This window comes from Bifidobacterium sp. ESL1133, assembly GCF_058107325.1.
Window position 1 is genome coordinate 154448 of the sequence record NZ_JBYLUI010000002.1, and the last position, 16802, is coordinate 171249.

At 58.3% G+C, this 16802-nt stretch carries 14 protein-coding genes; 2 read left to right on the plus strand and 12 right to left on the minus strand.

All coding sequences use genetic code 11. From position 1 onward, the window contains the following. Positions 1-59: 59 nt before the first annotated feature. Genes ftsW through mraZ form a run of 9 tightly spaced genes read right to left on the minus strand, consistent with a single transcriptional unit; the run spans position 60 to position 10429 of the window. Positions 60-1352, minus strand: coding sequence for a putative lipid II flippase FtsW (gene ftsW, locus AC3B5A_RS02830; protein WP_489798690.1), 1293 nt, complete (start codon positions 1350-1352; stop codon positions 60-62). Further along, a complete protein-coding gene (murD, locus tag AC3B5A_RS02835) occupies positions 1345-2868 on the minus strand; it encodes a UDP-N-acetylmuramoyl-L-alanine--D-glutamate ligase (protein ID WP_489798692.1) in 1524 nt (507 codons plus the stop codon). Before murD ends, ftsW begins: the two co-directional genes overlap by 8 nt. 55 nt (positions 2869-2923) lie before the next feature. After that, positions 2924-4030: a phospho-N-acetylmuramoyl-pentapeptide-transferase gene (mraY, locus tag AC3B5A_RS02840; RefSeq protein ID WP_489798694.1), complete on the minus strand. Its 1107-nt coding sequence runs from the start codon at positions 4028-4030 to the stop codon at positions 2924-2926. A gap of 19 nt (positions 4031-4049) precedes the next feature. Next, positions 4050-5675, minus strand: a complete 1626-nt coding sequence (locus AC3B5A_RS02845) for a UDP-N-acetylmuramoyl-tripeptide--D-alanyl-D-alanine ligase (RefSeq protein ID WP_489798696.1) — start codon at positions 5673-5675, stop codon at positions 4050-4052. Between the two features lie 26 nt (positions 5676-5701). Further along, on the minus strand, positions 5702-6589 hold the full coding sequence (locus AC3B5A_RS02850) for a UDP-N-acetylmuramyl peptide synthase (RefSeq protein WP_489798698.1): 888 nt from the start codon (positions 6587-6589) through the stop codon (positions 5702-5704). 24 nt (positions 6590-6613) lie between these two features. After that, positions 6614-8407, minus strand: coding sequence for a peptidoglycan D,D-transpeptidase FtsI family protein (locus AC3B5A_RS02855; protein WP_489798700.1), 1794 nt, complete (start codon positions 8405-8407; stop codon positions 6614-6616). Then, positions 8407-8973, minus strand: a complete 567-nt coding sequence (gene ftsL / locus AC3B5A_RS02860; RefSeq protein WP_489798701.1) for a cell division protein FtsL — start codon at positions 8971-8973, stop codon at positions 8407-8409. Before ftsL ends, AC3B5A_RS02855 begins: the two co-directional genes overlap by 1 nt. Next, complete coding sequence (rsmH, locus tag AC3B5A_RS02865) at positions 8974-9984, minus strand: 16S rRNA (cytosine(1402)-N(4))-methyltransferase RsmH (protein ID WP_489798702.1); 1011 nt, start codon at positions 9982-9984, stop codon at positions 8974-8976. 4 nt (positions 9985-9988) lie between these two features. Beyond that, complete coding sequence (mraZ, locus tag AC3B5A_RS02870) at positions 9989-10429, minus strand: division/cell wall cluster transcriptional repressor MraZ (protein ID WP_489798950.1); 441 nt, start codon at positions 10427-10429, stop codon at positions 9989-9991. A gap of 482 nt (positions 10430-10911) precedes the next feature. On the opposite strand from mraZ, the gene AC3B5A_RS02875 reads away from it, so the two are divergent. Next, positions 10912-13152, plus strand: a complete 2241-nt coding sequence (locus tag AC3B5A_RS02875; protein WP_489798704.1) for a HelD family protein — start codon at positions 10912-10914, stop codon at positions 13150-13152. A 142-nt stretch (positions 13153-13294) separates the two neighbouring features. Here the strand turns inward: AC3B5A_RS02875 and nrdR are convergent, their stop codons facing one another. Both nrdR and AC3B5A_RS02885 read right to left on the minus strand, forming a co-directional pair. Further along, positions 13295-13738: a transcriptional regulator NrdR gene (gene nrdR, locus AC3B5A_RS02880; RefSeq protein ID WP_489798706.1), complete on the minus strand. Its 444-nt coding sequence runs from the start codon at positions 13736-13738 to the stop codon at positions 13295-13297. A gap of 262 nt (positions 13739-14000) precedes the next feature. Beyond that, positions 14001-14330, minus strand: coding sequence for a LysM peptidoglycan-binding domain-containing protein (locus AC3B5A_RS02885; RefSeq protein ID WP_489798707.1), 330 nt, complete (start codon positions 14328-14330; stop codon positions 14001-14003). Between the two features lie 315 nt (positions 14331-14645). Here AC3B5A_RS02885 and lexA point away from each other — a divergent pair, with 315 nt between their 5' ends. Then, positions 14646-15470 carry a transcriptional repressor LexA gene (lexA, locus tag AC3B5A_RS02890; RefSeq protein WP_489798952.1) on the plus strand — a complete coding sequence of 275 codons (825 nt, stop codon included), beginning with the start codon at positions 14646-14648 and terminating at the stop codon, positions 15468-15470. A gap of 209 nt (positions 15471-15679) precedes the next feature. Here the strand turns inward: lexA and AC3B5A_RS02895 are convergent, their stop codons facing one another. Then, positions 15680-16642 carry an L-lactate dehydrogenase gene (locus AC3B5A_RS02895; RefSeq protein ID WP_489798708.1) on the minus strand — a complete coding sequence of 321 codons (963 nt, stop codon included), beginning with the start codon at positions 16640-16642 and terminating at the stop codon, positions 15680-15682. Positions 16643-16802 lie beyond the last annotated feature (160 nt).

Genomic DNA, 16802 nt, shown 5'->3' on the forward strand with positions numbered 1-16802 from the left:
CGCCACCGGCACGCTGGCGGCGCAAACACCATGTCCGCCCATACTCGAACAGCATCGTGCTACACGCTGCGTGCGGCAACGTTGGCCTTCACCTGCTTTTGCTCACGCATCATGCTGACAGCCACACCGGCAGCAATCAGACACATCACCAGCGAGGAACCTCCTGCCGAGACGAAAGGCAACGGCACTCCCATCACCGGCAGCAAGCCGACCACGACCATGATGTTGACCATCGCCTGTCCCACAATCCACACCGCCTCGCAAATGAGCACCATGGCCGTGTAACGGTTGCTGCTCTGCAAAGCCAGAACGAACATGCACCATGCCAACGCCACGAACAGCAGCACCACGATCGCCGCACCGATGAACCCGGTTTCCTCCCCGATGATGGCGAAGATGAAGTCATTGTGCGCTTCGGGCAGGTAATTCCACTTCTCACGCGAATTACCGATACCTACGCCGAACAACCCGCCCGAGGCCATTGCGTATTTGGAATGCACCGACTGGTAGCACACATCAAGCGCCGAATCCGAATTGCAATCCTGATAGGCCGCGAGGATACGCTGCTTGCGGTTGGGGCTGTTGAGCACGAACGCAGCCACCAACACTATGATGACCAGACTGGCACCGGCCAGCCACTTGCCCGGGAAACCGCCGATAAGGAACGCCACGGCACCAATGAAGATCAGAATCATCGCCGTACCGAGATCCTTACCCATCATGACGGCACCCAAACATATAACAAAAACGACCACCGGAAGCAGATAGGCACGTATGCCCAGCTTTTTGCTGCGTCTGTTCGAGTCACGCATGGCCGCCGGCAGCCACATGCACAACGCCAGCTTCATCACCTCAGCCGGCTGCAAAGTCAACGGCCCCAATGCAATCCAACCGGTGTTGCCGTTGCGGCTCACACCCAAGGGAGACATGGTGAGCAACTGCAGGCCTATGGCAAACATCACGAACAACATGCCCCGACGACGGTAATTGCGCGCCTTGATACGCGCGGCCACCACAGCAAGCACCACTCCCAGCACACAAAATACAAGCTGGTTGAGCGCCTGCTTCCACGGTGAGGCACCAACGGAAATCATGCGTACGGAGGAACTCGAGAACACCATGACCAGACCGAATACCGTCAGCGCGGCCACAATGAGCATGAATCCGTAATAACACCAGATAGGGTTGATCAGACTGCGCCAGCCGGTATATGCGGCGTACGCGTCACCGTCTGCCTTCTGCGTACTGTCTGCACCATCCACCGTATTTCTGGGCTCAGCATCCTCAGCTTTGGCCTTTCCCCCACGCACACTGGCGGAACGACGACCGAGCCCGGCAAAGCGCTCACTCATGCGTATACACCCAATGCTTCGCCGCAGCGCAGAAACGCTCTCCACGCTGCGCATACGACGCGAACTGATCCATGGAGGCACACGCCGGCGCCATCAGCACAGTGGCGCTCGCCGTCCCTGGACGTATGCCCAAACCAAGCGCATACTGTCCAGCAGCCTGCACGGCGTGATTCATGACGCTATCGCTAGGCTCGTCCGGACTGATATACGTGACCGGAAGCCTGGGCACTTGAGCCTCCAACGCATCCCTCATGGGTTGCTGGTCGACACCGATCACCACAACCGCCTTGAGCCGGTCGGCAACCTCACGCACCAGGTCGCCGAACTCGCCTCCCTTAGGCAATCCACCGGCAATCCATACCACGGAATGTTCCGGATATGATTTGAGCGAAGCCGCAGCCGCGCTGGCGTTGGTGGCTTTGGAATCGTCGACGAAGCTGATGGTGGCCCCCAAGAGCGTGTCCAGCTGCGCCACCGTCTCGATGCGGTGATCTCCCGGAGCGAATCGGCGCAGCGCTTCGAGGCAGGCATCCACATTCGCGCCCGCTCCCAAGGCCAGCGCCAGTGCGGTCAATGCGTCGGCAAGCAGATGAGGATAGACCGTCCCATCCGGCTCGCACAGGCCAGGGAAATCCGTGACGGAAGCGATGGCGTAGTCCTCATCGTTGTCGTCGTTTCCGTACCGTTGCCCCAGTCGAGCGGCAAGACTCTCGGGAATATCATCCTTCACAGAATGCGGTTCACCTGACAAACCGCTGCGATCCACAATCTTTCCGCCACTCACGCCAATTTGCCCTTCAGCAGGGCGCCCTAATGTGAAGCCCACCTTTTTGCACCCGGGGGCTACCACGGCGGCTTGGGCGGCTTGGCTGACTCGTTCGTCATCCGCGTTGAACACCAGTACTCGCTTGACATGCTGGAACACTTTGGCTTTGTCTGCGGCGTACTGGCTCATCCCACCATGCCAATCGAGATGATCGGCGGCGATGTTCGTGATGGCGGCGCAGTCGAGTTCCAACGAGTCGGTGAAATGCATCTGGAACGAACTCAACTCCACGCACAGTGCGTCGACTCCCGGGTCTGCCGCAGACAGGCTCACCGCCTTGCCGATGTTGCCCACGGCTGGAGCCACAAGACCTTGGGCTTCCATCATGGACGACACCATCTGTGTGGTGGTGGTTTTGCCGTTGGTTCCGGTGATGCCGATCCACGGTGCCGGAACACCGGTCCTGGTGGTGTCCGCTCTGAGCAGCCACGCCAGTTCTACTTCGCTGATGACCGGTATTCCACGGCTCTGCGCATGCAGTATGAACGCCTCTCGCGGAGTGAATACCGGGGATACCACCACCAAGTCAATCGTATTCCAATCCACTTCGATGAACGAGTGCAGATTGGCTCGGCTGTTGCTCTCATCCACGGTGATCACTCGTTTGGCACGACCAAGCAGCACACTGCGCGCAGCGCGACCGGAGACGCCGAGACCGGCGATCAGTACCGTCATCGAAGAAAAATTCATGAGTTCGCCTCGTATCCGCTCTATGTGTTTACCTGTTATATATGAATTCCGACCGTTAGAAAATCAACGGGCCGGATTTTGACACCCAGTCCCCATAGAAGATAACCACAGCAATGAGCATGAAGATGAATTCCACCATCCAGAAGCGCACCACGACCTTCGACTCGTTCCACCCCTTGAGTTCGAAATGATGATGAATGGGTGCCATCTTGAACACACGCTTATGCGTGAGCTTGAAGCATCCCACCTGAATCACGTCGCTCATGGCTTCCACCACGTACAGACCGCCCATGATCACGGCCAGGAACTCAGTGTGTGTGGCGATGGAAAGAGCCGCAAACAGGCCGCCCAGGGCCAACGAACCGGTGTCTCCCATAAAGATGGTAGCCGGGTTGGAGTTGTACCACAGGAACCCGAAGCAGGCGGCGGCCGCACAGGCGGCGATGATGGTCAGGTCAAGCGGATCAGAGACGGCATACGCATAGCCGGGATGACCGGCTCCCTTCAAATGGTAGCTCTGCCAGAAGGCAATGAGTGCGTAGCCGAAGAGCGAAATCATTGAGGAACCGGCGGCAAGACCATCCAACCCATCGGTCAGGTTGACGGCGTTGGTCCAAGCGGTCATCAGGAAGTTCACCCAGATCACGAAGATGATGATGGCCACAGCCTTGCCGGCGAACTCGAAACTGAAGAACGGCTTCTCGATGAAGCTCATACCCGCCTGAGCGCTGGGGAACCCGGACTGGGTGGGCAGAATAAGCGCCAACACCGCGTAGATGGTGGCGAAGATGAACTGGCCGATGAACTTGGCTTTTACCGAAAGTCCGAGGTTCTGCTTTTTGCGCACCTTGGCAAAGTCGTCGATAAAGCCCAACAGACCCATGGAGACCATGGCGTAGAGCACCAGCACAGCGGACCAAGAAGGTGCTTGACCGCGGGCAAAGAAACGGTAGAGTGCGGAAGCCCCCCAACCGGCGAGGACCGCCAAGATGATGACAAGGCCGCCCATGGTGGGAGTGCCACGCTTGACCTGATGTGACTTGGGGCCGTCCTGGCGAATGTATTGGCCGTAGTTCATACGGTGCACCAAGCGTATGAGCAGCGGGGTGCCAACAATGACCACCAGCAGTGACACCGCGATGCCTAAGATGAGGGAAATCAACGCTCCAACTCCATTTTCTTCACACTCGTTCCGTTGCCGTGCCGCGGCGCTCCCACGGGGTGCCGTATGGCTGCCACTGTTCCGCCAGGGCGCTCAACCCAGAAAAATGCGAACCTTTGAGCAGCACCACAGTGCCCGGATGGGCTGCGGCCAATCGTGCTACCACCCGATCGGCCTGCTGTGCACTATGCACTAATTTCACCACAACGGGGGTACTCCGGCGTTCAGACGGTGCCGCAGCCAGCGCCGAGGCTCCATTCGCCAAGCTCGATGCCAAGGAATCAAAGTGCTCATCGCTCTGGCTTCCCACTGCCACCAAGGCGTCGACTCCCATCTGCACAGCGTCCCGCCCCACGCGCTCATGCAGGTCAATTTCATCCTCGCCCAGCTCGAGCATGGCTCCCAACACCGCGATACGGTAAGGGTTCTCGCACTCACCTCTCCAACGCATCAGACCGGTGAGACCGGCGTGTACCGAGTCAGGATTGGCATTGTACGAATCGTCAATCAACGTAAATGAAGCGCCCGGCAAATCTACATGAGACAGTGCCATACGGTGTGGGCTGATGTGTGCCAACGCATGCAGGCGTTGCGCTATGGCAGCAAACGGAACCTCGAAATACAGAGCCACCGCGGCTGCCGCAAGTGCGTTGGCAACGTTATGCGCCCCCGGTATGCCAAGCGATACGGGTACCTGTCCTTGCGCAGTATGCAGGGTAAAGCTAGCTCGGTCGAGTTCATCAGTGGCTACGTCTCTTGCCCAGACCGTACTTCCAGCGGCGCGAGTGCGTTCCGAATCCTTATCCGCACCGACCTCAAACCACAGCACATCACCCGGAGCAAGGGCACTCATAGCCGCCACGCGCTCATCTTCGGCGTTAAGCACCACCACCCCACCAGGGCGCAATCCCTGCACGATTTCACTTTTTGCCTGTGCGATGCGTTCCACAGAACCAAATTCGCCGACGTGCGCCACGCCGACCTTGAGCACCACCGAGACATCAGGAGGGGCAATGCTCACCAGATTCGCGATTTCACCAACATGGTTGGCTCCCATCTCGGCAATCAGGAACCGTGTGTCGCTTCCTACCTGCAACGCGGTGAGTGGCAGACCGATAGCGTTATTGAACGAGCCGACGGGCGCAACCGTGGGTCCTTCAGGCTCCAACAGAGCGTTGAGCATGTCTTTCGTGGTCGTCTTGCCGACCGATCCGGTGATGCCGATGATCGAGAACGCCCCCGGCAGCTCACGCCTGAGTTCAAGATTCGTTCGTGCCAAACGCCCGAGCGCACGCACGGTGGGTTCATGTTCAATCTCATACTCGGCGGTACGCGCGCGTACCGACTCCCCATCCACAGCCTGCTGCGGGGGTTCGCCACCCACCACAATCTGAGTCACGTCAGCTCCCGGCACTGCCCGGCTCACCAACGCCGCCACAGCACCTTTGGCCCCTGCGCCCGGCACATAGTCATGACCATCCACCCGTTCCCCGGCAATGGCCACAAATACCGTACCCGGAGCTATCTGCCGAGAGTCCGCGACCACCGTCGTGGCCACAGCTCCCGCAGGCACCTCGCCATGTTCAGGCGGCACCACCGTACCGTCAACGCTGCGAGCGATCTGCTCCACGCTCATCGCCATCATGGCCGAACCTCTTTCCCCGAAACTTCCTACCGCATCTCCTGCGCCACGCGCAACGCGCTGCGTATGTTGCCGCGCCTCACTCCAGCGCTCAACGCCATGGCGATCGCCAACGCAAGCCTGCGGCGACTACGCAGCGAATCCACGCCGCTCGACGTCGGTGCCTGGGAGGCCATCCAGCTCGCCTCCTCACCCACCTGCGTGAGTTTGAAGCCCTCACCGACGCTGAACCCATAACGGGCACACACCGCCGAAACCAGCTCCCGCGGCGTGACATCGACGAGTTTAAGACCCGTGCCAAGCACGTCGACACTCACACCTTGCAAGGCGTCGGCCGCCAAAGTCTGCGCATCCGCAGAGATCACCACCGCCGTTGCACTGTCTTCCAAGCACACCGACAACATGTGTTGTACTCCTAAGATACTCAACGGGTACTCCATGTTCAAGGTTCTCTCAAGGGACGAAGAACCGGCCGCGCTCAACACTCCTACCGGATTGCCCAAGTCATGGAGGAAGTCGGCCAGACGCACCACTTGGGCCTGTGTCTCATCGGGATCATCCCCACATATTGCGAACACGGCAAGGATGCTTGACGGCGAACCGGCGATGTCTGAGGCAATGTTTCCAATCTGCGCGGCACTTGGCTTGGCGTTGAGCCGGGGAACAGTGAGTTCGGTTCGATCCTCAGGAGGCAATAAGACACCATATGCGCCACGCTGCTCAGCCAAGACCAAGTCGGCTTCGCTGTAGCCGGTGCGCGGAATATAAAGCGCGCCCGGTTTGACGTCTCCGGGCTTATCCGCCAAAGAAGTAACCGTCACATTCCCTGCCTGCGGCGGCACCAAATCAAAACCGCAATGGTTCGCCACCGCTCCCAATGTCAGGTGTTGGCCCATGGCCTCATTCACCGCACTCATGGCATGCGCTCCCTTCCATCAGGTTCACCATTCCGTGGGAATGGCGTCGGTGCGCGGCGTAGACGTCGGCACCTCGTACTTTTGCATCAAAAACTCAGCTATCTGCTTGAACAACGGGCCCGCAGTCATGCCGCCGTAAGCACCCTGCGGGTTCTTGAGCACCACAGTGACCACGAACCTAGGATTGTCCGCAGGAATGACGCCCGCCCAATCGCTGACGATTGAGCTGAGTTTGCCGTCGTTGCCACGCACCTCAGCGGTACCACTCTTTGCTGCGATGCGGTAGCCCTGTACCGAGGCGAACTTCTGATAGTGATCGGCCGCGGATTCCATAGCATTGAGCAACTGTTCACTGACCTGCTTGTCAATGACCCGAGTGCCTTCGTCCGTTGACGAAGACTCCACATGACCATCGGGATTGGTGACCGATTTGACCAGTTGCTGCTTATGGAACACACCGCCGTCGGCCACCGTGGTGATGGCATTCGTCAGCTGCAGGATATTGGTGGCGTATCCCTGTCCGAACAGCACCGTATCTCGCGTTCGCCCGTCCCAGCTCTGCGGGTTGGTGAGCGTGCCCCGCGATTCTCCGGGCAGGTTCAGCCCACTGGATTCACCGATGCCGAATTTGGTGAGGAAGTCGTAGCGGTCGGCGTCCGTATACTTGTCCGAGGCCATCACCATGCCGACGTTGGAGGATTCCTGGAGAATGCCGGCCAGTGTCCAATGTTCCAGACCATGGTCGGTGGAATCTTTGAAAACCTGACCCTTCTTGTCAATGTGGTCGGGCACGGTGAACTGATCCGTCAGCTGATGCAAGCCCAGCTGCAGCATGCCGGCAAGAGAGAACACCTTGCCGATGGATCCGGGTTCGAACGTCTGGTTGACAGCGCGTGAGACATTGAGTTTGGCATCAGGGGAACCGGCCACGATCTGATCGGAATCGTCGAGGGCGATGATCTGATGCGTTTTGACATCCTCGACTGCGGCAATACCCCAATCAGCGTTGTACTGCTGCTTGCCGTCGGTCAGCACTTTCTTGACGTACCAGTCCACATCGGAATCGATCGTCAGATGCACGTCGCTGCCGTCTTTGGCGTCCTTGGACTTGGTCATGGTGCCGGGGATCTCTTCGCCACCGTTGCCTTGCTGGTATTGCTTGTACCCGTCCGTACCGTCGAGCAGCTTGTTCTCCATCTGCTCGATACCCGAGGCGCCCTGCTCCTTGTCGTCCACACCGCCCAGCAGCGCTCCCATCATGGTGCCGTTGGTGTAGACCCTGTCTTCGCTGAGTTCTCCGTACACTGCACCGGCAAGGTTGAGTTTGTCGATGGAGCGTTTGACTTCGGGAGCCACATCCTTGGCCAGAATAAGGTAACGGCTCTGCACGCTGAGCTTGGCTCCCAAGTCCATTGCCGACATGCCCAGCACCGGGGCTATAAGTCTGGCGACCGCCGCCGCTCCGTCCACACCCACCGGTTTGCCGTCGATGGATTGGCAGTAGCTTTTCGTTGCCTTGGTGCAATCGGTGGGCTTGAACTCCTGCGAAGCCACGGGGTCGGCCACGATGGTATACCGTTCCAGACTTTGCGCCAACACCGCGCCGTTGGTATCGAGAATCTTGCCGCGGCGGCTGTGGATGGGAACGGTGAGTGTTCTGCCCTTGGCGGCTGCCGCAGCCATGGATTTGCCGTTGATCAACTGGATGCTGACGAGTTCGCCCAAACAGAATGCCGCCAGCACTGCAAGCACCAGAGCGACAGACAGGCTTCGTTTGGCGAATTTCTTGGTTTTCAACGAGTTGAAGAAGGCGAACATTACCTCGCCTTCCCGGCCTGCTGCGCGTCCCCTTGACCCGACTGCCCGCCATTGCCCGCATCCTGAGCGGGTTGCGGCGCTTGTTGTGGCTGCTGGCCTTCGCCCTGGGTTCCGTCTGCCGGTGCTGCAGCTTGAGCAGCGCCGCTTAAGTCGACAGAAATCGAACCTTGCTGCGGCACCATGCCCATCTGCTGGGCCTTGTCCGGCAAACTGGCTTCCAGCCGGTCAAGCTGAGCCTGGTCGTCCTGCACGTCTTGACTGAGTTTGCTGATGTTATCCCTGGCTTGGGATTGCGAGAACGAATTTTGTTCCATTTGCGTGCGCAGAACCAACGAGCCGAACAACGAGAAGCACAGGAACGCCACTGCAATCACCATGTTGACGACGCTCACGGTACGTCCCTTGGCCCACTGCAGCAAGTCTGTACCACGCTCATGCTCCTGGCGCGCCTTATCCGCGCCTCCACGCACAACATGCAGTTGTGGGCGTGTGGGGGCGGACTGCCCTCTGGTTGCATGACGTGAGGGGGCCGCCGATGAACGCGCCGATCGTGCTGGTGCCGCCATTTACCGTTCCCCTTCCTGTGTTGCTTGCCTGAATGCGTCTTGCCATCGTTCGGGAATCGGTCTGACCAATTCCACTCCCCTCAACCTCACCGAGGCCGCTCGCGAGTTGCGCTGCAATTCTTCAGCGTCGGCTTTCACTGCCCCACGAGTGAGTTCGGCAAAGAACGGTTTGGCTTCTTGCGGCACCACCGGCAGGTCTGCCGGGGCGTCAACATTCAGCCCCTGCGCCATGAAACGCTTCACGGTTTTGTCTTCCAACGAGTGGTAGGACTCCACCACCAGCCGACCATGGGGCGCCAAGTGCAACGCAATCTGAGGCAAGGTGCGTTTAAGCTTGTCGAGCTCGCCGTTCACTTCGATGCGGAGCGCTTGGAACACTCGTTTGCCGGGATTGCCTTTGGCACGGTGGGCGCGCGGAATCACACGGTCTATGAGTTCGCTCAACTGCTTGGAGGATGTGAAGGGGTGTTCCTGACGGTCATGGACGATGGCTTTGGCAATGGGGCGGGAGAAACGTTCCTGGCCGTAGTCGCGGAAGATGCGCGTCAACGCGTCGGCATCGTACTGTTCGAGCACCGTCTGTGCGGTCAGTTCCTGACTGGTATCCATGCGCATGTCCAGCGGCGCGTCGTGCGAATAGGAGAATCCACGTTCCGTCTCATCGATTTGCAAGCTTGACAGCCCCAGATCCATGAACACCGCGTTCACGGTGCTCACACCGAGGTCCTGCAGCACGGCATCGAAGTCGTCGAACGGCGCGTGCACCGCAGTGAATCGGTCGGACAAACCCAACTGTTCCATACGTTCGCTTGCCAACGCCAGCGCTTCCGTATCACGGTCGATGCCGATAAGCCGCGCTTGCGGTGCGGCCTGCAGGAAGTGGGAGGCGTGTCCGGCCAGTCCGAGCGTGCAGTCCACCACCACACTGCCGGGTTCGTTCAGAGCCGGAGCTATGAGGTCAACACATGCTTCGAGGAGTACCGGAGCATGAATGGCTGAAGTATCTGTCATGCGTTCACCACCCCATGTCTGGTAGTACGTCGTCGGCGATGTCCGAATATCCCTGTTCCTTATCGGCCAGGTACTGCTCCCAGGACTGCCTGTTCCAGATTTCCGCACGGGTGCCCACACCAATCACCACGATGTCGTCTCCCAATGAGGCATAGTCACGCAGCATCGGCGGTACGAGCACGCGGCCCTGCTTGTCGGGGCTTTGGTCGACGGCGCCGGAAAGGAACACACGCAGATAATCACGAGCGGCCTTGTTGCCCATCGAAGTTCGTTGAATGCGCATGGCGATGCGTCGGAACTCGGCTTGCGGCAGCAGATACACGCAGCGTTCCTGGCCTCGTGCCATCATCATGCCTTCACCGAGTTGGGCACGCAGTTTGGCAGGAAGAGCCATACGCCCTTTGGCGTCGATTTTTGGGGTGTAGGTACCAAGGAGCAACGGCATGAAATCAGATTCGACCGCGTTCGGCGTGTCGCCAGCCTGAAGCTGCTGCACGGACTCGGCATTCATCATGGAGCCGGTGGGGGCGGACTGAACTGAGTTCGCATAATCTTGCGAAGAATCGCCTGATTTCTGGCTGTTTCGCAGCTGATCCACCGTGCACCCCCTCACCCGCTGTGACAATAATCCGAACAACTTCTCACCACTTTACCCCACCTCTCCCCATTCTGTGCCATTTCATTACAATTTTTTGCCATTTCTCAGATTTTTGCCATTTCTCAATTTTTTGCCATATCTCAGAAAAATTCCCACACCCCTCTTAGCCCAGCGCAGACCCTCGCTCACACGTAGGGCGTAGGCGATATATTTGATTGCCCGGATTTTGCACACGTCATCGCAAACAAACCTCCGTACACAAGCCCATCAGAGCATCATCCGCAACGCTCCGACACACCGGCAACCACAGGTACCGTAAAGGAACAGACATGTCGAATTACTCGTCACAAATGAACATCGAGCAGCAGGCCGTCACCCGAGCCTACGCACGACTCGACTCATTGCGCGAGCAGACACGCACACGCCTCGATGCCGTACGAGCAGCCGGATCCCACGGGTCGCCCACCATGCGCACCGAACGGGACTCATTCGCGACCATGTACGAAGACCAGCTCACGGCCTTGCGCGCCGTGGAAGACCGACTGGTGTTCGGCCGCATTGACAACACCGATGGGCAGCAGCGCTACATCGGTCGCATCGGCCTGTCCAGCGAAACCCATGAGCCTCTGCTCACCGACTGGAGGGCCGAAGCCGCAAGGCCGTTCTACGAGGCCACGCCAGCCGCACACGGCAACACGGTGATGCGCCGCCATATCACATTGAAATTCCGCGACGTGGTCAGCATCGAAGACGAGGTGCTCGACGTGCACTCCACACAGGTCGGCGACGCCCAACGCTCCGGCACCCTGACCGGCGAAGGCGCACTACTTGCCTCACTCAACTCCAAACGTACCGGCAAGATGACCGACATCGTAGCCACCATTCAAGGCGAGCAGGACCGCATCATCCGCAGCCCATTAGAAGGCGCCGTGGTAGTGCAAGGCGGACCGGGAACCGGCAAAACCGCAGTAGCGCTCCACCGGGCCGCATACCTGCTGTACACCTACCGACGCAAACTGCAAAGCTCCGGCGTGCTCGTCGTCGGCCCCAGCAATGCATTCCTGCATTACATCGATCAGGTGCTGCCCTCACTGGGAGAAACCGGCGTGGTTTCACGCACGTTGAGCGACCTCATACCCGGCATTCAGACCACCGTTCGAGACAGTCCTGAAGTCGCCAGGATCAAGGGCCGCAAACACATGGCCTCCGCCATCGCCAACGCGGTAGCCGCGCGCGAACGCATTCCGGAACAACTCCCCAGCGTCACCGTCAACGGCTTTACAGTGCGCATGACTCGCGCCGACCTGGAACAGGCTCTAGGAGACGCCAAGCGCACCCGCAAGCCGCACAACCAAGCGCGAGAGACCTTTGTACGCAGCGCTTTGCATGCGCTGCGCCACCGGTATATCGAACAGCTTGACTACGAACCGGGGCACGACGAGATAGCGGACGTTGACGGCCAGATCAAACTCGACGACCGCGTACGCCGCACATTGAACCTGGCATGGTTGCCGATGACCGGAACCTGGCTCGTCGATCAGATGTTTGCCAAACCCGAACAGCTACGACGATTCGCCCCTTGGCTTTCCGAGCATGAGATACAGCTGCTCACCCGTCCCAAGGGCTCGCCATTCACCATCTCCGACATTCCCCTGCTTGATGAGGCAATGGAATTATTGGGTCCCGACCCCAAACAGGCCGCCGCCCAAGCTGCACGCGACGCAAAGCGACGCGAAGAGGAACAGTTCGCCAAGGATACGCTTGCCCAGTCCGGCATTGGGTCAGGCATTGTGACCTCAAGCATGCTGTTGGACAACATCAACGGTTTGGACGACGAGGAGCTGGCACAGAAGGCAGGCGCTGACCGGGAATGGACATATGGGCATGTGGTGGTGGACGAAGCCCAGGAACTCACTGCCATGGATTGGCGCATGCTGGTGCGCCGCTGCCCTTCTCGCTCGTTCACGATCGTAGGCGACGTTGCGCAGACTTCCGCACTCGGCGGCACCCGCCGGTGGGAGTCGAGCATGAACGCGATTTTCGGACAGGATGGCTGGGATCTCAACGAGCTGACCATCAACTACCGCAATCCACAGGAAATTTCCGAACAGGCCAGTACGTTCGCTCGCCGTGAGGGGCTGTATATCTCCACCACACAGGCGGTTCGGCACGTGCCCGATGCCGCCGAGCAGCACAACTACCGAGACGAAACGAGCCTCATTGCCGAACTGCCGGATGTGGTGGCGCAGCTGAGTGAGCAGTACATCGCCGATGACGGCACAGGGCGCGTGGCCGTTATTGCACCATCCGCTTTGCTGGAGACCATACATACGGCGCTCACAGAAGCCAGTGCCATCAACCAGCAGCAGCTGAAGAACGAACAGATTCATATATGCGATGCCCAAACCGTCAAGGGACTTGAATACGACGCAGTCGTGCTGGTACAGCCCGCCGGCATTGAAGAAGAAGCACCGTCACGTCTTTCGGCTGCAGCTGACTTGTATGTGGCCATGACCCGCCCCACACAGCGACTGGTGACCATGCAGACCGAAGAGAACTCTCGAGATTAGAACCCATGCACGCGACCCAAAATTAACTGCACAGACGACCCATGCTGCTTCGTCATGAGCACGCTACGCCCGGGACGTGCCTTGTTGTTGTTAATTTCCGATATGTCAGTCCTGATGCCGCGGTCCCAATGCCGCGACGCTGTCAGTCCTGACGCAGATCGTCGATGGCTTCTTGGAAGTCATCGAGACCGTCAAAGTTGCTGTACACACTGGCAAAGCGAAGATATGCCACAAGGTCCAATTCCCTCAATGGCTTGAGTATGGCTTTGCCTATCTCATCGGATTTAACTTGCGCCAATCCTTGCGAACGGAGGTCTTCCTCCACTTTTTGCCCCAGCTGTTTCAGGTCTTCCTCGGCTATGGGTCTGCCTTGGCATGCCTTACGAACTCCAGAGATCACCTTGGCTCTGTCGAACGGCTCCACGTTTCCGGAACGCTTGGTGACCAACAGCATCGTGGTCTCCACCGTCGTGAACCGTTTGCCACAGTGCGGGCATTCGCGACGACGGCGTATGGCATGACCATCCTCGCTGATACGAGTATCAACGACCTTGGTATCTGAGTTCTGGCAAAACGGGCAGTGCATGCATTCCACACTACCGGCACGGTGCGAGAAGCGCACAGCTCCACAACGACTCAAACCCAAGACATCCATTGATTCACTTGAGCCAATCAACTCAACAGCACGCGTGTCAATAGGACAGCAAACTCACACATGCCAATCTTCCCTCAGACACAAAGTGCCCATTGCCTGCCAAACCAGCCAGACCTCAGACATCGCGCGATTGCACGATTACACGAGCACACGAACACACAATCACGCAATCGCACAATCATATATCCGCGCTTCATCCCATTGACGGCACCAATAATCGCTGCCCAGGCTCAAGTGAAGGCGAGTCAAGCTGATTGATGTGCATCAGCTCACTCACCGTCTGCGTGACATCACCACCCTCAGGAGTGGCTCGCTCGGCGTATTTCCACAACGTATCGCCCTGAGAAACGGTGTAGCTCACTACAGCCGAAGTTTCGTCAGGAACCGAGGGGCGCATCTTCATGGCCTGACTCCAACCAAACACCGCAGCACACACCAACAGCACAGCCATGACCGCGAAGAGCAAACCGGTCCACGCATCCTCTTCTCGTTCCTCATGCTCAACCGTATAGACCGGTGCCATTTGACAATCTACCGATCCGGCAGCGCTGCGAACAACATGTCCAGATCGCGAAGAGGCATGAGCAGCGGTTGAACCATGCGATGGACTTCCATAAGAGTGTGACATCATGCAGCCTTTCGAACATTTGTACTATCGAACGTATGTTCTATAGTTGCACACATGTTCGATTATTGCAACTTCATATTCGAACATCTGTTTGATTTTTTACATCACCTACGCTATGCTCGAATAAGACAGGAAAGGACCATCGTGAGCACTATCCCCTTCACCCCGCGCCCAGAGGCGCGCGAGCACCATAGCGGCAAGCGCACCGATATGCTGACCGATCGTCAGCTCAAGGTTCTCCATGCCATTCGCCGGCACGTCAACAGGTATGGCTTCGCCCCCTCATTCAGGGAAATCGGCGATGAAGTCGGCCTAAAAAGCACCTCGTCCGTCAAGCATCAGTTGCAAGTGTTGCAAGACAAGGGCCTACTGCGTATGAATGCCAATAAGGGCCGTGCCATCGAGTTGGTGGACACTTCCTCTTCACGCTCGCAGAATAACAGCAGCGCACCAGAGGGCATCCCGGGAAGCGATATGCCCGAAAACGGCACCGCTGCAAGCGCAGACGGCAATGCCTCATCACATGACATCAACGGTCTTGAACAACGCACAGTACGAGCGGACATGTCTACCGATGCCGGCAATACACCGTCCAGCACCGCCCAATCAGCCACCATCATCCCATTCCCTTCATTTGCAGACGAGCAGGAGTCCATCGCCGAGTCCCGGGACGTGCCATTGGTCGGCCGGATAGCCGCCGGCGTCCCCATCACCGCCGAGCAGCACATTGAAGATGTCATGAGGCTTCCGGAGCGCCTCACAGGCAACGGCAATCTGTTCATGCTCGAGGTGCATGGCGATTCGATGATTGACGCAGCCATATGCGACGGAGACTTCGTGGTAGTGAGAGAGCAGCCCAACGCTTCCAACGGAGACATCGTGGCCGCGCTGTTGGACGGCGAAGCGACGGTGAAAACCTTCCAGAAGGATCATGGCCATGTGTGGCTCATGCCGCACAATCCCGCGTACTCTCCGATCGACGGCACGTATGCGACCGTGATGGGCAAGGTCGTCACCGTACTGCGCAAAATTTAGCGGTCATCTCCTGCCCCCGCACCGAAAATCATACAGTTAGTGCCTTGCACCACCTTCTATCGATGGTGCAAGGCACTTACTGTTACCTTCTGCCATATTCAATCATGCCGCAATGCAATTGAGCAATACGCTTGCACTACGCCCTATTGCAACTACGCCCAGTTGCCATGCACGGCGAACCAGCAGATCCACCGTGCATGGCACAGAGGCTAGAAGCCGAACTTGGCAACCGTCTCCTTCAGCGTCTCTGCAGAACGCTTCAATGCAGCCAGCTCCTTATCGGAGACCGGAGTATTGATCTGCGAATTGACGCCGGAACGATTGAGCAGCGTCGGCACGGACATACACACATCCGAAATACCGTGGAAATCGTTGAGCCAGGACGATACCGGGAGAATTCGGTTCGTGTCGTTCATGATCGCATCGATGATGTCGACACCAGACATGGCGATGGCATAGTTCGTAGCACCCTTGCCGTTGATGATGCGGTATGCTGCGTTCTTCACCTCTTGGTGGATCTCCTCGCGCTTGGCGTCCCCGAGCGGCTCATGCCCCGGCAGTTCCTTCCAGTCGCACATCGGCACACCACCGATGGTGGCCGAAGCCCACAGCGGCACTTCAGAATCACCGTGTTCACCGGCGATGTAGGCGTGCACGTTCTTCACGTTGACACCGGTCTGCTGGGCGATGAGGAAACGCAGACGAGCGGAATCGAGGTTGGTGCCCGAGCCGAACATCTGAGTGGCCGGCATACCCGAAAGCTTGAGCGAAACCTGGGTGACAATGTCTACAGGATTGGTGATGAGCATGTAGATGGCGTTCGGTGCCACTTTGGTCACCGCAGGAATAATCGACTTCATGATGCCGATTGTGGCCTCTGCCAAATCAAGGCGGGACTGACCGGGCTTCTGCCGTGCGCCGGCAGTGATGACCACCATATCCGCGTCACGGCAAATCTCCACGTCATCGGACCCGTCGATGGAAACCGCCGGGTAGAAGCTTGAGCCATGCTGCATGTCGAGAACCTCGGCCTCGACACGTTCCTTGTTGACATCCTCAAGCACGATCTGACGAGCAATGCCGCGCTGTGCAGCGGTGAACGCCAGAGTGGAACCAACAGCACCCGCACCGATAACAGCGAGCTTCGTAGGCTTAATGGTGGAATCAACCATAACAATGAACCTTCTATCTTCTTCAAACACGGGAGTGTCCAGTCTCCCAGACTTGTGGTGGGCTATGCGACCACATGCCGCCAGGCGCAGAAACCGGCCTGTGCGACGTTCCGTCCTAGATGATAGCAGTCTCACCTGTCATTAACATCACACGAACGAC

Coding starts and splice junctions, on each gene's coding strand:
- AC3B5A_RS02850 (WP_489798698.1), bottom strand. CDS start 6,589: ATGAGTGCGGTGAATGAGGCCATGGGCCAACACCTGACATTGGGAGCG.
- mraZ (WP_489798950.1), bottom strand. CDS start 10,429: ATGCCGTTGCTCCTTGGTACCTACACCCCAAAAATCGACGCCAAAGGG.
- AC3B5A_RS02885 (WP_489798707.1), bottom strand. CDS start 14,330: ATGGCACCGGTCTATACGGTTGAGCATGAGGAACGAGAAGAGGATGCG.
- AC3B5A_RS02895 (WP_489798708.1), bottom strand. CDS start 16,642: ATGGTTGATTCCACCATTAAGCCTACGAAGCTCGCTGTTATCGGTGCG.
- murD (WP_489798692.1), bottom strand. CDS start 2,868: ATGAATTTTTCTTCGATGACGGTACTGATCGCCGGTCTCGGCGTCTCC.
- ftsL (WP_489798701.1), bottom strand. CDS start 8,973: ATGGCGGCACCAGCACGATCGGCGCGTTCATCGGCGGCCCCCTCACGT.
- AC3B5A_RS02845 (WP_489798696.1), bottom strand. CDS start 5,675: ATGATGGCGATGAGCGTGGAGCAGATCGCTCGCAGCGTTGACGGTACG.
- ftsW (WP_489798690.1), bottom strand. CDS start 1,352: ATGAGTGAGCGCTTTGCCGGGCTCGGTCGTCGTTCCGCCAGTGTGCGT.
- AC3B5A_RS02875 (WP_489798704.1), top strand. CDS start 10,912: ATGTCGAATTACTCGTCACAAATGAACATCGAGCAGCAGGCCGTCACC.
- lexA (WP_489798952.1), top strand. CDS start 14,646: ATGCTGACCGATCGTCAGCTCAAGGTTCTCCATGCCATTCGCCGGCAC.
- rsmH (WP_489798702.1), bottom strand. CDS start 9,984: ATGACAGATACTTCAGCCATTCATGCTCCGGTACTCCTCGAAGCATGT.
- AC3B5A_RS02855 (WP_489798700.1), bottom strand. CDS start 8,407: ATGTTCGCCTTCTTCAACTCGTTGAAAACCAAGAAATTCGCCAAACGA.
- nrdR (WP_489798706.1), bottom strand. CDS start 13,738: ATGCACTGCCCGTTTTGCCAGAACTCAGATACCAAGGTCGTTGATACT.